This window comes from Amycolatopsis palatopharyngis (assembly GCF_003385185.1).
Taxonomy (GTDB): domain Bacteria; phylum Actinomycetota; class Actinomycetes; order Mycobacteriales; family Pseudonocardiaceae; genus Amycolatopsis; species Amycolatopsis palatopharyngis.
The window spans coordinates 106,864-120,877 of the sequence record NZ_PQHZ01000006.1 but is presented as its reverse complement, the minus strand read 5'-3'; the positions used below and the strand labels follow the sequence as shown (position 1 = coordinate 120,877).

General features: G+C 68.7%; 15 protein-coding genes. 2 read left to right on the top strand and 13 right to left on the bottom strand.

The window, feature by feature from the left end:
* Positions 1-49: 49 nt before the first annotated feature.
* Together D0C15_RS06570 and D0C15_RS06565 are read left to right on the top strand one after the other, a co-directional pair.
* Positions 50-262 carry a BldC family transcriptional regulator gene (locus D0C15_RS06570; protein WP_116041716.1) on the top strand — a complete coding sequence of 71 codons (213 nt, stop codon included), beginning with the start codon at positions 50-52 and terminating at the stop codon, positions 260-262.
* Between the two features lie 408 nt (positions 263-670).
* Positions 671-853 (top strand): hypothetical protein, encoded by a 183-nt coding sequence (locus D0C15_RS06565; protein WP_116041714.1) that lies wholly within the window; start codon positions 671-673, stop codon positions 851-853.
* Between the two features lie 36 nt (positions 854-889).
* On the opposite strand, the gene D0C15_RS06560 is transcribed toward D0C15_RS06565, so the two are convergent.
* From D0C15_RS06560 to D0C15_RS06500, 13 genes are all read right to left on the bottom strand, one after another.
* Positions 890-2,266, bottom strand: a complete 1,377-nt coding sequence (locus tag D0C15_RS06560) for a nucleotide-binding protein (protein WP_245975605.1) — start codon at positions 2,264-2,266, stop codon at positions 890-892.
* A 266-nt stretch (positions 2,267-2,532) separates the two neighbouring features.
* A complete protein-coding gene (ccsB, locus tag D0C15_RS06555) occupies positions 2,533-3,525 on the bottom strand; it encodes a c-type cytochrome biogenesis protein CcsB (RefSeq protein ID WP_116041712.1) in 993 nt (330 codons plus the stop codon).
* Positions 3,525-5,138, bottom strand: coding sequence for a cytochrome c biogenesis protein ResB (gene resB, locus D0C15_RS06550; protein ID WP_116041710.1), 1,614 nt, complete (start codon positions 5,136-5,138; stop codon positions 3,525-3,527). The genes ccsB and resB overlap by 1 nt, the downstream gene beginning before the upstream one ends.
* A complete protein-coding gene (locus D0C15_RS06545; protein ID WP_116041708.1) occupies positions 5,135-5,908 on the bottom strand; it encodes a cytochrome c biogenesis CcdA family protein in 774 nt (257 codons plus the stop codon). The genes resB and D0C15_RS06545 overlap by 4 nt, the downstream gene beginning before the upstream one ends.
* A gap of 199 nt (positions 5,909-6,107) precedes the next feature.
* Positions 6,108-6,734: a TlpA disulfide reductase family protein gene (locus D0C15_RS06540; RefSeq protein WP_116041706.1), complete on the bottom strand. Its 627-nt coding sequence runs from the start codon at positions 6,732-6,734 to the stop codon at positions 6,108-6,110.
* 1 nt (position 6,735) lies between these two features.
* Positions 6,736-7,365 carry a histidine phosphatase family protein gene (locus D0C15_RS06535; protein WP_116041705.1) on the bottom strand — a complete coding sequence of 210 codons (630 nt, stop codon included), beginning with the start codon at positions 7,363-7,365 and terminating at the stop codon, positions 6,736-6,738.
* Entirely contained in the window at positions 7,362-8,666 is a 1,305-nt protein-coding gene (gene hemL / locus D0C15_RS06530; RefSeq protein WP_116041703.1) for a glutamate-1-semialdehyde 2,1-aminomutase, read from the bottom strand. The genes D0C15_RS06535 and hemL overlap by 4 nt, the downstream gene beginning before the upstream one ends.
* 82 nt (positions 8,667-8,748) lie before the next feature.
* Positions 8,749-9,573 (bottom strand): MerR family transcriptional regulator, encoded by an 825-nt coding sequence (locus D0C15_RS06525; protein ID WP_116041702.1) that lies wholly within the window; start codon positions 9,571-9,573, stop codon positions 8,749-8,751.
* 71 nt (positions 9,574-9,644) lie between these two features.
* Positions 9,645-10,010: a hypothetical protein gene (locus tag D0C15_RS06520; protein WP_116041700.1), complete on the bottom strand. Its 366-nt coding sequence runs from the start codon at positions 10,008-10,010 to the stop codon at positions 9,645-9,647.
* Between the two features lie 13 nt (positions 10,011-10,023).
* Positions 10,024-10,470: a hypothetical protein gene (locus D0C15_RS06515; RefSeq protein WP_116041698.1), complete on the bottom strand. Its 447-nt coding sequence runs from the start codon at positions 10,468-10,470 to the stop codon at positions 10,024-10,026.
* Positions 10,467-10,991, bottom strand: coding sequence for a hypothetical protein (locus tag D0C15_RS06510; protein WP_116041696.1), 525 nt, complete (start codon positions 10,989-10,991; stop codon positions 10,467-10,469). The genes D0C15_RS06515 and D0C15_RS06510 overlap by 4 nt, the downstream gene beginning before the upstream one ends.
* 245 nt (positions 10,992-11,236) lie before the next feature.
* On the bottom strand, positions 11,237-12,211 hold the full coding sequence (hemB, locus tag D0C15_RS06505) for a porphobilinogen synthase (protein ID WP_116041694.1): 975 nt from the start codon (positions 12,209-12,211) through the stop codon (positions 11,237-11,239).
* A 233-nt stretch (positions 12,212-12,444) separates the two neighbouring features.
* Positions 12,445-13,977, bottom strand: a complete 1,533-nt coding sequence (locus tag D0C15_RS06500; protein WP_116041692.1) for a bifunctional uroporphyrinogen-III C-methyltransferase/uroporphyrinogen-III synthase — start codon at positions 13,975-13,977, stop codon at positions 12,445-12,447.
* Positions 13,978-14,014: the final 37 nt, after the last annotated feature.

Here is a 14,014-nt window from a genome sequence, read left to right as displayed (position 1 = left end):
GCCGAAGCCCACCGCAGGTCTAACAGGCAGCGCGTGAAGGAGGCGGAAAATGACCGCGACCATGGGAGGACGGCTGCTCACACCGGGTGAGGTCGCAGCGTTGTTCCGAGTGGACCCGAAGACCGTGACCCGCTGGGCCACCGCGGGCCGGATCGGTTCGATCCGCACCCCGGGCGGACATCGCCGATTCCGCGAGGCCGAGGTGAACGAACTCCTGGCCGAACTGACCACGGACGCGAGTGAGCCAACACCACGGTTGTAATGCAAAAGCTGCGCTCACTCGCGTCACTGTGAGGCGCCGCGGAGCGCGCCGGGCCAACACAGCGAGTGAGCCAACGCCACGGTTGTAACGCAAAAGCTGTGCTCACTCGCGTCACTGTGAGGCGCCGCGGAGCGCGCCGGGCCAACACAGCGAGTGAGCCAACACCACGGTTGTAATGCAAAAGCTGCGCTCACTCGCGTCACTGTGAGGCGCCGCGGAGCGCGCCGGGCCAACACAGCGAGTGAGCCAACGCCACGGTTGTAACGCCAAAACCGCGCTCACTCGCGTGCCCGTGAGGCGCCGCGAAGCGCGCCCAAGACAATCGTGGCAGGCCTGTGCCCCCATATCCTGACAAAAGGGTTAACCTCGGAAGTGACAGGCACGCATTCCACGACGGAAGGAGCGGGCATGGTTTACCTGCTCGCGGTGATCGGCGCACTGACCATCGCCGTACTGTTGTGGCGGTCGTTCGGCTCCGAGCGCGTCGGCGTGCCGACACGGCAGGCGCCGACCGCACCCGACGACGACCCGGATTTCCTCCGCAAACTCGCGGAGGAACAGCGTAAGCGGCGGCGCGAAGACGAGAAGTAGTGAGATCGGCAGGGTCTGGTGCCCTGCCGATCTTCGTCAGCGGACGGTGCGGTCGTTCGGGAATCCGTCGGCCACCGTCGCCGCCAGGTCCAGCAGCGCCAGTCTCGTGCCGGTGTCCAGGCGGTCCAGTTCGATCTCCGCGCCCTCTTCCAGGTGCGGATCAAACGGAATCTTGCACACTCCCCGCGTCCGGGCGCCGAAGTGTGCGGACAGCTTCTCGAGATCGACGGAGCCACCCTTCGGCCGCACCGAGTTGATCACCGCGACGGAGCGTTTCACCAGGTCGCCGTAACCATGCGCGTCGAGCCAGTCGAGGGTCGCAGAGGCGCTGCGGGCGCCGTCGACGGAACCCGAAGACACGATCACGAGCGCGTCGGCGACGTCGAGCACGCCCTTCATCGCTGAGTGCATCAGGCCGGTCCCGCAGTCGGTGAGCACGATGTTGTAGAAGTGCTCCAGCAGGTTGACCGTGCGCCGGTAGTCGTCCTCGGAGAACGCTTCCGACACCGCGGGGTCCTGTTCGCTGGCGAGGATCTCCAGCCTGCTCGCGCCCTGCGAGGTGTAGGAGCGGACGTCGCTGTATCGAGTGATCTTGTCCGCGTCCCGCAGCAGGTGCCGCACGGTGGCCGTGGTCTCGATCGGGATCTTCTGTGACAGCGTCCCCCGGTCGGGGTTGGCGTCGACAGCCACCACCCGGTCCCCCCGCAGCGAAGCGAAGGTGGAGCCGAGTGTGGTCGTGGTGGTCGTCTTGCCCACCCCGCCCTTGAGGCTGAGCATGGCGATCTTGTAGCACCCACGCAGCGGCTGGTTGACGCGTGAGATCAGCTCCCGCTTGCGCCGGTCCGCTGGACTCTCACCAGGATTGATCAGCCCACCCGTACCGACGAAGAGGGCCTTGCGCCAGCCCGTCTGCGGCCGCCGCTTCATCCGCTTGACCAGGTGCGCGGAGGTCAGGTCGCTGCCCCCGGCCAGGGCGTGCCTGCCGCCCTGTTGCTGTCCCGGCAGGGGCGGTGGCGGGCCGGGGTACTGACCCGGGTTCGGCGGCTGCTGCTGGTACTGCGGTGGGTGCAGCGGAGGCAGGTTCGGGTCGTAGCCGTGGTGATAGACGGGCTGCTGCTGCGGACCGGAGGGGGTGGCCTCGGTGTAGTAGGTGGGCTGCGCTGGGTCGGAAGAAGGTGGTGGCACCTGGTACGGCCCCGAGGTGCTCGGGTTTGCCGGCGCCTGGTGCTGACCCGGAGCCGAGGAGTTCGGTGCGGCGGGGTGCGGAGTCGAGTCGGTGCTCTCCTCAGAGAACGCCGCGGCACCCTCGGCCTGATCCGTCTGCGGGTTGTGCCACTGCGTGGGCGTCTCGGCGGCCAGCCCTTCCTGGTCCCCGGTATAGCCGTCAGCCGGCTCGTCGTTGGGTCCGGTCACCGCTCTGCATTCCTCCTGTGCTTGTCGCAGGACGCGCACGCCCCGGCGCCATCAGGGCCTGTCTGAGAACTCGGGTCCGCGATCGAATCCCCAGGGCTCTGGCACCCAGGCACTGTCCAGTTCTGCCGCGTGACGCCCTGCCGCCTCGATAGCGGGACTTCGTCGGCCGAGTTCCAGGAATCACTGTGACCTCGGAATCCGCACTCCAGACGCCCTGTCAGTAGCGACGGTAGTCGCAGGAAGGCCGGGGGTCGAACGCAGGTGCGTTACCCCACCCCGGCGTAGGAATGCAATCCCGTCGTGACGAGGTTGATGAAGAACAGGTTGAAGACGGTCATCGCGAAGCCGATCACGTTGATCACGGCGGCGCGGTTGCCCCGCCAGCCCGCCGTCGCCCGCGAGTGCAGGTAGGCGGCGTAGACCACCCAGGCGATGAAGGCGACGGTCTCCTTGGGGTCCCAGCCCCAGAACCGGCCCCACGCGGCCTCCGCCCACACGGCACCACACAGGACACCGAAGGTGAACACCGGGAACGCGAAGACCGTCGTGCGGTATGCGACCCGGTCGAGCACGTCGAGCGCGGGCAACCGGGCACCGAACCGCGCGAACTTCTGCGGGTTCTTCTCGTGCCGTGACCGAACCAGGTAAAGCAGGCTCGCCACACCGGGCACGAGGAACACCCCGGAGGACGCGGCAGCGGCCGAAACGTGGATGACCAACCAGTACGACTGCAGGGCGGGCTGCACTGGAGCGGATTCGCTGTAGAGCATCGTGCCGCCGATGAACATCAGAATCACGACCGGCAACAGCACGAACGCCGATAGATGCCGCAGCGGCGACCGGCGTAGCACGACGAGCCAGGTGACGACCGCGACCAGGCAGATCGCCATCGTGTACTCGTACATATTGCCCCACGGCACACGGCCGGCCGACAGACCGCGCAGCACCAGCGCGCTCAGGTGGAGCAAGACCGCCAGCACGGTCAAGGCGACACCCATTCGGCCGAACCGCTCGGCGCGGTTGCGTTCGGGCCTGGCGGAGGTCGTCCCGGTGTGCTCGGCAGGAGGCTCGACAGTGCTGGACGGTCCGCCCGCTCCGACGAGTTCGGCGGCACGCTCCCGGGTCCGCTGGGCAGCCTGCGCACCCTTATGTCCGAACGACTGCTCGACCAGGAAGAAGATCATCGCGACCACGTACACGACGACCGCGGTGGTGTAGGACCAGTCGCTGTACTGCGACAGTGTCTCGTTGACCGGCATCAGTGTTTCCTTGTCTCGCGCAGCAGTCCGGCTGCGATCCGGTTGAACTCTTCGCCGTACCCGGCCTGGTCAGTCCTGGCCAGACCGCCGATGTCCACAACGGTAAGTCGCTGACCGTCCGCACCCACCGCAGGGGTCACGCGCACCCACAGCCTGCGGCGCTTGACCAGCAGGGAACCGGCGAGGCCCAGCAGCATCGCGACGGCGAACCCGAGCACCCAGAGCTGGGTGGGGTCGTGCGAGACCTGCAGCGAGACCCACCGCTGCACCCCGTCGAAGCTGACGGTCGTGCCGTCGTCGAGGGTGATCCGCTCACCGAGCTCCAGGTTCTCCCTGGCCACCCGTTCCAGTCTGCCCTGGTCCACCATGCCCTGGTCGATCTCGAAGATCGACTGTGCCTTTCCGGAGTCGAGGCCGAGATCGCCCTTCATCACGTCCACCGCGACGGCGGGATCGTCGAGCTGGGGGCCGGCCGAACTGAGCACATTGCCGTGCAACAGCGAGGTCGGGGCGAACAGCCCGGTGATCGCCAACTGCTGCTCGCGGCGCTGCACGGGGTCGGTCACGCCGGGCGGGTCGAACTTGGTCGCCCCCTCGGACAGCAGGGTGGTCTGGTTCATCGGGCGCCACTGGATCGTCTGGGTCCGCACACTGCCGTCGGGGAAGGTGACGGTGAAGGTCGGGGAGAACCCGTGACCGAGCAGGTAGACCCGATCCCCCGCGGTACGCAGCGGTTCGTTGACCTCCAGGGTGTACGGCCGCCAGGTGCCGGTCTGCAGGTCCTTCCCGGACTGGTACTCGAGGTCGGCCTCGTAGTGCTCTGGCTGGTTGGCCTCGGTGTACTCGGCGGTGAAGCTGTTGACCCGCAGGCAGAAGGGGTTCAACTGGGTGCCGTCCACCTGAAGACCGGGGTTGAACGAGTCGTAGTTGAGGATGCCGGAGTTGCAGAACGGTTGTCCGTCCGCCTGCACGATGACCTGACCCTCGTAGGAGACCATCTTGCCCAGTGCGAACGCGACGATCAGCCCGAGCATGGCGAAGTGGAACACCAGATTGCCGGTCTCGCGCAGGTAGCCGCGTTCGGCGCTGATGCTGCGCGCGCCGTCGGGCTCCTCGCGCTCCGCCACCCGCCAGCCGCGTAGCCGGGTGCTGGTGGCCGCGAGCACCTCGGCGGGCTCGGCTGCCACCTCGGCGCGTTGGTGATGCGGCATCCGGCTCAGGTTGCGCGGGGTCAGTACCGGCTTCGCCCGCATCGACCGGACGTAGTCCCGGCTGCGCGGCGCGAGGCAGCCGACGAGCGACACCATCAGCAGCAGGTAGATCGCGGAGAACCAGACGCTGCTGTAGACGTCGAAGAACTGCAGCCGGTCCAGCAGTTCACCCCACCAGCCGTAGGCGGCGATGTACTCCTCGGTCTTCGGTGGGTTCAGCGACCGCTGCGGCAGCAGTGCGCCGGGCAGCGCGGCCAGCGCGAGCAGGAACAGCAGGATCAGCGCTGTGCGCATCGAGATGAGCCCGCGCCAGGTGTTTCGGACGAAGGCGAGCGCACGACGTATCGGCGTCTGCCGGTAGGGCCTGCGCGGCTGTGCGGGCGGGGCTTCGGTGGTTGTCACAGCGGCAGCTCCGTGTCAGCGATGAAAGCGTCGCGCATCCACGCCACCAGGTCGCCCCACAATCCAGTGACGAGCATGATTCCGACCAGCAACAGCAGACCGCCGCCGGCGAGCTGGACGCGCCTGCCGTTGCGGCGTAGCCAGTCGGTGGCGCGCACGGCCCAGCGGGCACCGAGGGCGATGAGCAGGAAGGGAAGTCCCAGCCCGAGGCAGTAGACGAGTACGAGCAGGAAGCCGCGTGCGCCGCTGCTTCCGCTGGCGCTCGCGATCGCGAGGACACCGGACAACGTCGGCCCGATGCAGGGCGTCCAGCCGAGGCCGAACACTGCCCCGAGCACGGGGGCGCCCCACAGTCCGCCGCGCGGCACGTGATGCCCGCGTACCTCGCGCTGCATGAACCGGAAGCGGCCGAGGAACACCAGTGCCATCGCGATCGTCAGCACCCCGCCGACGCGTTGCAGCACGTCCTGGTTCACCAGCAGGGCGTCGGCGAGCCAGACGAGGGTGCCGACCCCTGCGACAAAGACGACGGTGAAGCCGAGCACGAACAACCCGGTAGCGCCGACCACGGCGTACCTGCCCCGTTTGCGCTCCTCGTCCTCGCTAACGGCAGGCGCGTCCGCGCCGACCAGCGCGGCGAGGTAGGCGAGGTAGCCCGGCACGAGCGGCACCACGCACGGTGAAGCGAAGGAGATCGTCCCGGCGAGCAGCGCCACCCCGGCCGCGAGCAACAGCGGCCCTGAGGTCGCCAGCTCGGTCACGGGATCCACACGATCAGGGTAAGGAGTGTGAACGACGTGAGGCGCTGCGGGTGGCCACGAGCAGGAGCCCGGTCACAGCCGCCAATGCGGCGTTTGGGCAGTTGGAGTTCCCCAATGCCACATTGGGGACGTTAGATGTCCCGAATGCCACATTGGGGACGTTAGATGTCCCGAATGCCACATTGGGGAACTCCCGACGCGGCACCGCTCAGCGGCTCGGGGGCGCCGCCGCCGCCGCGGCTGGGGGGCGCTCGGCGGCGAGGCGCTCGACCACCGGCAGCAGGTCGCTCGCCAGCAGCGTGCGCAGGAAAACCGCGGCCACCCGGTGCTGGCGGTCCAGCACGATCGTCGAAGGCACGATGTTGCGCGGGTATCCGGACAGCTGTAGCAGGGTCCGCCCTGATGGGTCGTAGATGGACGGATAGGTCAGGTCCCGGTCGCGCATGAAGTCGATCGGGGCCTGCCGGTTCGGGTCCCGCAGGTCGATCCCCAGAACCATCACGCCGTCGTCCTTGGTCTGTTCGTAGACCTTCTGCAACTCCGGCGCCTCGGCCCGGCAGGGGTTACACCACTGGCCCCACAGGTTGATCACGATCACGTCATCGGGGAAGTCCGCCGTGGAGAGCTGTTGGCCCTCGTTGAACAGGTCCTCACCGGTGATTTCCAGCGACTGCCGGTCCGGATCGTCGTAGAAGATGTCGACCTTGCCGCCGGGTGAGACGAACTCGAACGTGCTGCCCTGGGACACGGCGTCGTCTCCCGACGTGCATCCCGCCAGTACCAGCACCGCCACACACAGTGCCGCGCCGGCCTTTCGCGCTCTTCTCGTATTCATGTCAGGCACCGGTCTTAGTCGGGTCGCTGGCTCCCGCGGGTTCGCTGTAGACGATGTCGGCCAGCGTTTCACCCTCGAAGACCAAACTGGTCAGCGACGCCAGTGAGCACTGCCGCCTGCGGGGGTCGTGCCACAGCGGACGCCCCTCCAGATACCGGCGCAGCGTCCAGACCGGGAGCTGGTGCGAAACGCAGAGCGCCTCGTGCCCCTCGGCCTTCGCGCGGGCCGCGTGCACGGCCCCGAGCATCCGTTGCGCGATCTCGGCGTAGGGCTCACCCCACGAGGGCTTCATCGGGTTGCACAACTTCGACCAGTGCTTCGGCTGACGCAGCACACCGTCACCCACCGAGACTCGAAGGCCTTCGAACTGGTTGTCCGCCTCGATCAGCCGGTCGTCGGTGTCGACGTCGAGCCGATGGGCGGCGGCGATCGGGGCCGCGGTTTCCTGCGCCCGCTGCAACGGGGACGCCACGACGTGCACCAGCTGGTGCCCGGACAGCGCCTCCGCTACGGACACTGCCTGTTTGCGTCCGGTCTCCGAGAGGCCGAAACCGGCGAGCCGCCCGTAGAGGATCCCGTCCGGGTTGTGCACCTCGCCGTGGCGCAGCACGTGCACGATGGTCGTTGTCATGCCTGCACGACCTGCGCCGCGGCGCGAGCCGCGAACGGCAGCGCGGCCTCGATGGCCTCGAACGCGTCGTCGTCCATGGCGGCGTTGACGAACCACGCCTCGAAGGCGCTCGGCGGGGCGTACACCCCACGTTCGAGCAGGGCGTGGAAGAACGGCGGGAAGCAGTCGGTACGGGCGGCGGCCGCGTCGTGGAAGTTGCGCACCGGCTCCTCGCGGAAGAACACACTCACCAGGTTGCCCGCGTACGCCACGTTGTGCGGGACACCCTCGGCGGTCAGCGCCTCTCCCAGCAGGGCGCCGAGGCGCTGGGAGTTGGCGTCCAGCGCGCGGTACACGGACTCGTCAGCGGCACGCAGCGTGGCCAGCCCCGCCGCGACCGCGACGGGATTTCCGGAGAGGGTGCCCGCCTGGTAGACCGGGCCGGTCGGGGCGAGCCTGGCCATGACGTCGGCGCGCCCGCCGAACGCGGCGGCAGGCAGTCCACCGGACATGACCTTGCCGAAGGTGTAGAGGTCACCGGCGACCCGTTCGAGACCGAACCAGCCACTGCGGGAGACCCGGAAGCCGGTCATCACCTCGTCCATGATCAGCAGCGCGCCGTGCTCGTGTGCGATGTCGCGTAGCGCGGCATTGAAGTCCGGGTCCGGCGCGACCGCACCCATGTTGCCCGCCGCGGCCTCGGTGATGATCGCCGCGATCGTGTCCGGCGCGTCCGCGAAGGTCTGCCGGACGGCCTCGATGTCGTTGTAGGGCAGGACGATGGTGTCCTCGGCCTGCGCGCCGGTGACGCCGGGCGAGGCCGGCAGGCCCAGTGTCGCCACTCCGGAACCGGCCTGTGCGAGCAGCGCGTCCACATGACCGTGGTAGCAGCCCGCGAACTTGATGATCTTCGAACGCTCGGTGAATCCCCTGGCCAGCCGGATGGCGCTCATCGTCGCCTCGGTACCGGAATTCACCAGCCGGACCTGCTCGACGGGATCCACCCGGTCGATGATCTCCTCGGCCAGCTCCACCTCGCCGACGGTCGGGGTGCCGAACGAGAGGCCTTCCGATGCGGCCGCCCGCGCGGCGGAGACGACCTGCGGGTGCGCGTGCCCGAGAATCATCGGCCCCCAGGACGAAACCAGGTCGACATACCGGTTGCCGTCCACATCGGTCAGGTAGGCGCCGTCACCGGCCGCCATGAACCGCGGGGTGCCGCCGACCGAGTTGAACGCCCGCACCGGCGAGTTGACCCCGCCGGGCGTGGCGACGCTCGCGCGCTCGAACCATGCCTTGGACTCATCAACTGGCTGTGTCACGACACCCAGTCTCGCAAATCGCGGCGGAGCTCCGCCCGGCAGCCGTCACGGGAGCTGGGCTGCCGGGCAAACGAGCCGCCGGTCACACCGGCGTGACCGGCTCCTGCAGCTCCGTGACCCACTCGTCCGGATCGGCGGGACACCCCAGGTAGACCTCGCGTGGAAAGCCGGTCGACCGGTACCCGTTGTCCTCGATCCAGCGGGCCATCGCCTGCCAGCTCGGCATGCAGTCGTCCATCGACCCCCGGTGCACGAGGACGGCCGCCTTGTCGGCTGCAGGCAGGGTCGTGATCGTCAGGCCGTTGGGGTCATCGACCGCACCGGTCACCGGGATCGCCGCGTGCACGACGACCTTGCCCTCCGCGTCGGACGTCCTCTCGTAATAGCAGGTCAGTGGCCCGGTTGGAGTGATCGTCGTGCCTTCCAGCCGCCGAAACAACTCCGCGCACAGCGGCTGGACGACCGGCGCGATGTCCTCGGGCCGGAAGTCGGCGGCGATGCCGGTCAGTTCGGCCACCGTGGCGGCCGGGATGCTTTTGAGTAGGACGTCGGCGGCGATCATGCTGCCCTCGCTCTCGATCGTTCGGAGCCTCGCCTCGACCTGGTTCAGTCGCGCCGTGTCGGCGGCCAGTGCCGCTTCGAGCTCTGCCCGGCGCAACGTGAGCATCCCGCGTAGTCGCTCGACGCTGAACTGCTCGTCGAGCATGTCCCGCACCTGCTCGAGGGTGAAGCCGAGACCCTTGAGCGCGACGATGCGGTTCAGCCGCGTCAGCTGAGCTGCCCCGTAGTAGCGGTAGCCGCTGTACTGGTCGACTCTGGCAGGGCGGAGCAGGCCGATCGCGTCGTAGTGCCGCAGCATCCGGACCGAAACCCCGCCGTGCCTGGCGAAATCTCCGATGGTGAACATGACGCCTCCGAGTGGACGGCCTCACACGGTGTCAGAGTCAAGGGACTCCCGCGCCGGATTCGCCACCACTGTCAACCGGTGGTGGCGTCCTTGCGGTGCTTTTTGCTCGGCCTGCGGCGTGCGCGCACGGCGAGCAGCAGCTGGCGCACGGCGTCCACCACCAGCAGGCAGGCCAGCGCGCCCAGGGCGATCGCACCCGCCACCCAGTCGCCCTCGTACCTGGTGGAGGTCAGCTCGGTGCCGTCGCCGAGGCGCAGGACCACCGGGACGACGACGTTCGACCAGCACAGCGTGGCGAACCAGAACGAAAGGCCGGCCAGGCCCAACTCGAACAGCGCGACGAACGCGCGCCACGGCTGGTGTAGCCGCTCGCTGGGCGGTGGCGGTTCCGCCGGCCACGCTGGGGAGCCGGCCGGTCCGGCGGCGACCTCGGTCATGCCGTGCATGATCTCATGTGCGCCGGGTCTCGTGCAGGGCAGCGCGTAGTGCCTCGACGTCCTTGGCCCACGCCACCACGACGGAGTCGTCGTCGAGCCGGAGCGGAAGCTCGTCGTACTTGCGGGGGACCGTCCAGCCACCACCGAGCACGGTGGCACCGACCGGCGCGCCGACGTCGTCCACCTCGACGATGCGCCGCACCGGCAGCGGTTCCCGTCCCTGCCAGAGGGTCGACGGGGTCAGCCGCACCGCGAGGAACCGGCGCCGCGCGTAGACCCACAGGGCGGTCATGGCAAGCAGGGCGAGGCCGATCAGCGTCCAGGGCACCGGGTGGGTCGGGCCGCCGAGCACCACCTCGGACAGGAATCCGACGAGCGCGAAAATCGGTCCCCACAACAGCGGAGCCAGACCGGAGCCCGGCTCGCGGTAGAGCACCGGCTCCTCGCCTGCCGTGGTCATGACAGTGACTTCGGGATCTTCGGGAAGTAGCCGGTGACGCTCGGCAGGTAGAGCAGCACGACGGCGATGGCCGCGAGCAGCGCGGAGAGGCTGCCGAACAGGCGATGACCGAACAACAGCAACTGGAAGAGCATCGTGATCACCGCGAGCACCGTGAGCACGGTGCGAGCCGAGCGCGTGCCCTCGCGCGCCTTGTAGGCGAACAGCGCGAACATCACGGCGAAGGCGATCGCTCCGACCAGCGCGGCCCAGAGGAAACTGGTGGTGCCGGAGGCGAGCTGCTCCTCGCTGATTTCGTTGTTGCCGGAGATCTCCAGCAGCTGGGCGACGATCTCGTCCTTGTTGACGAGCGTCACGACGTATCCGAGGACCATGGCTACACCCGACGCGATCCACAGGCCGAAGGAGACGTTCACCAGCTTGGGCGGATCCACCACCCTCGGTGCGTCCCCGGGCATCCGAGGCGCGGGCGGCAGACCGTCGGCCCGCCGCTGGTCGTCCGATTCGTCCGGAGTAGTCACGCAGAGCACCCTACCGGCGAGGAGCCGGGGTAACGCCGTCGACCGACCCGCGATTGACGGCCGTCCCCACCCCCGTAGTTGGCGCGTCTGCAAGTACGCCCAAGCAAGATCCATTTCGCTGTTTTCTACACCCAAGCTGACTCGGCTCGATCTCACTTGGTGGTAGTTAGCGACGGAGTTGATCTTGCTTGGGCGTACTTGCAGACACTCCTAGCTGGTGCGGGAGGGCTGGGGGGTGACCGGCGTCAGTCGGCGAGCCAGGTGGCGGCTTCGGCGGCCCAGTAGGTGAGGATCATGTCCGCTCCGGCCCTGCGCATCGACGTGAGCATTTCCAGGACCGTGCGTTCCCGATCCAGCCAGCCCTTCTCGGCGGCCGCCTCGACCATCGCGTACTCGCCGGAGATGTTGTAGGCGCCGACCGGAACCGGGGACGCCTCGGCGGCAGCCCGCACGACGTCCAGGTAGGCCAGCGCGGGCTTGACCATCACCATGTCCGCACCCTCGGCGACATCCAGTTCGATCTCCCGCAGCGCTTCCCGGGCATTGCCCGGGTCCTGCTGGTAGGTCTTGCGGTCGCCCTTGAGCTGGGAGTCCACTGCCTCGCGGAAGGGGCCGTAGAACGCACTGGCGTACTTGGCGGAGTAGGCGAAGATGCCGGTGTCGACGAAGCCGCCGTCGTCCAGCGCCCGGCGGATCACGCCGACCTGCCCGTCCATCATGCCGCTCGGCCCTAGCAGGTGCGCGCCCGCTTCGGCCTGCGCGAGCGCCATCTCGGCGTAGCGCTGCAGGGTGGCGTCGTTGTCCACTCGGCCCTGTGCGTCCAGCACACCGCAGTGCCCGTGGTCGGTGAACTCGTCCAGGCAGGTGTCGGCCATCAGCACCGTGCTGTCGCCGAGTTCGGCACGCAGGTCGCGCAGAGCGACATTGAGGATGCCGTGCTCGTCGAAGCCCCCCGAACCGGTGGCGTCGCGCGTGCTGGGGACGCCGAAGATCATCAAACCGCCGACGCCTGCTTCGACCGCCTCAACGGCGGCCTTACGCAGCGAGTCACGGGTGTGCTGCACGACGCCCGGCATGCTGGAGATGGGCCGGGGCGAATCGGCGCCCTCTGCGACGAACATGGGCAGAATCAGCTGGCGCGGCCGGAGGGTTGTCTCGCTGACCAGGCGCCGCATGGCTGGGGTGACCCGCAGACGCCGCGGGCGATGCTCGGGAAACACGTCAGCGACGGTACTCCGGCGGCCGCGGAGGCGGTGATGCCCCCAATGTGGCATTCGGGAACTTGGAGTTCCCCAATGTGGCATTCGGGACATCTAACGTCCCCAATGTGGCATTGGGGAACTCCAACGTCCCAAACGCCGCATTGGCGATGGGCGGGGACGTGGGAAGGGCCACCGTGGTCACTGGGAGGGGGTGCCTCGCCGGTGGCCACGGTGGCCCTTGATGCCGTGGATCAGGAACGGCGGGCGCGCTTGGCCTTGCGCGGCGGGGGCAGTGCGCCCTCGGCCCGCAGGCGGGCAGCGTGCTCGGCGAGCGCGTCGACCAGTGCGATGACGTTCGGCGTCTCCGGCTGGACGTCGACCCGCAGGCCGAACTCCGTCGCCGTCTCGGCCGTCTTCGGGCCGATGCAGGCTACGAGCGTCCGGGTGTGCGGCTTTCCGGCGATACCCACGAGGTTGCGGACCGTGGACGACGAGGTGAAGCACACCGCGTCGAACCCGCCAGTCTTGATCATCTCGCGGGTCTCGGCGGGTGGCGGCGCGGCACGCACCGTGCGGTACGCCGTCACGTCGTCGATCTCCCAGCCCCGGTCGCGCAGGCCCGCGGAGAGGGTCTCCGTGGCGATGTCGGCGCGGGGCAGCAGCACCCGGTCCACCGGGTCGAGCACGTCGTCGTAGGGCGGGAACTCCTCGAGCAGGCCCTCGCTGGACTGCTCACCGGAGGGCACGAGCTCCGGGATGATGCCGAAGGAACGCACCTTCTCAGCGGTGGCCTCGCCGACGCAGGCGATCTTCACACCGGAGAACGCGCGCGCGTCCAGGCCGAACTCCTCGAACTTCTCCCACACCGCGCGCACCGCGTTGGTGGAGGTGAAGACGATCCACTGGTAGCGGCCGTCGACGAGCCCCTTCACCGAGCGCTCCATCTGCGCAGGGCTGCGCGGCGGCTCGACGGAGATCGTCGGCACCTCGTGCGAGGTGGCGCCGTGGCTACGCAGCCGGTCGGCCATGTCGCCCGCCTGCTCCTTGGTGCGCGGAACGAGCACCTTCCAGCCGTACAGTGCGCGCGACTCCCACCAGGAGAGCTTCGAGCGGTTGCCCGCCTCCTGGCCGATGGTGACGACCAGCGGCCCGACGAGCTCGCCCGCGTCGGCGGACAGCGAAGCCAGCGTGCTGTCGACCGTGCGCTGGGTGTTGATCGTGCCGTTGGACGTGACCGCGACCGCGGTCTGGGCGGGAACACCCTTCTCCACCAGCGCGGACGCCGCCTCGGCGAGGTGGCTGGACGTCGCGTGCAGCACCAACGGGCCAGGTGTCGCCGCGAGCGCGCCCCAGTCCACTTCGGACCGAACGTCCACCTCGGTGTGCGTGCCACCGAGTGCGACACCCGCGTAGGCGGGAACCGCCGCGCCTGGCGACACTCCGGGCACCACGTCGAAGACGGCGCTGGTCTTGGACACGGCCTGCACCTCGGCCACCACCGCGGGCTGGGTCAGCGGGTCGCCCGCGATCAGCCGCAGCACCAGCCTGCCTGCCTTGGCCTCGGCGGCAAGGTCCTTGGCGACGTCGCCCGGTTCACCGACGGCGGGACGCACCTCGGCTTCCGGACCTGCGAACGTCAGCACTCCGGACGGCACGTCCGGATCGGTCACCACCAGGTCGGCCTTGGCCAGCAACTCCTGGGCGCGGACAGTAAGCAGTCCGGCGTCCCCGGGGCCCGAGCCCACGAAGGCGACTCGCCCCGTGGTCTTTCGTGCGCGGGTCATGTTTGTATTTCTCCTCATCAGCGGCCATGGCGATCAC

Excerpts from the sequence above, each read along its gene's own strand:
- D0C15_RS06565 (WP_116041714.1), top strand. The coding sequence starts at position 671 with ATGGTTTACCTGCTCGCGGTGATCGGCGCACTGACCATCGCCGTACTG.
- D0C15_RS06500 (WP_116041692.1), bottom strand. The coding sequence starts at position 13,977 with ATGACCCGCGCACGAAAGACCACGGGGCGAGTCGCCTTCGTGGGCTCG.
- D0C15_RS06540 (WP_116041706.1), bottom strand. The coding sequence starts at position 6,734 with ATGAATACGAGAAGAGCGCGAAAGGCCGGCGCGGCACTGTGTGTGGCG.
- ccsB (WP_116041712.1), bottom strand. The coding sequence starts at position 3,525 with ATGCCGGTCAACGAGACACTGTCGCAGTACAGCGACTGGTCCTACACC.
- D0C15_RS06525 (WP_116041702.1), bottom strand. The coding sequence starts at position 9,573 with ATGTTCACCATCGGAGATTTCGCCAGGCACGGCGGGGTTTCGGTCCGG.
- D0C15_RS06570 (WP_116041716.1), top strand. The coding sequence starts at position 50 with ATGACCGCGACCATGGGAGGACGGCTGCTCACACCGGGTGAGGTCGCA.
- D0C15_RS06535 (WP_116041705.1), bottom strand. The coding sequence starts at position 7,365 with ATGACAACGACCATCGTGCACGTGCTGCGCCACGGCGAGGTGCACAAC.
- D0C15_RS06515 (WP_116041698.1), bottom strand. The coding sequence starts at position 10,470 with ATGACCACGGCAGGCGAGGAGCCGGTGCTCTACCGCGAGCCGGGCTCC.
- D0C15_RS06520 (WP_116041700.1), bottom strand. The coding sequence starts at position 10,010 with ATGACCGAGGTCGCCGCCGGACCGGCCGGCTCCCCAGCGTGGCCGGCG.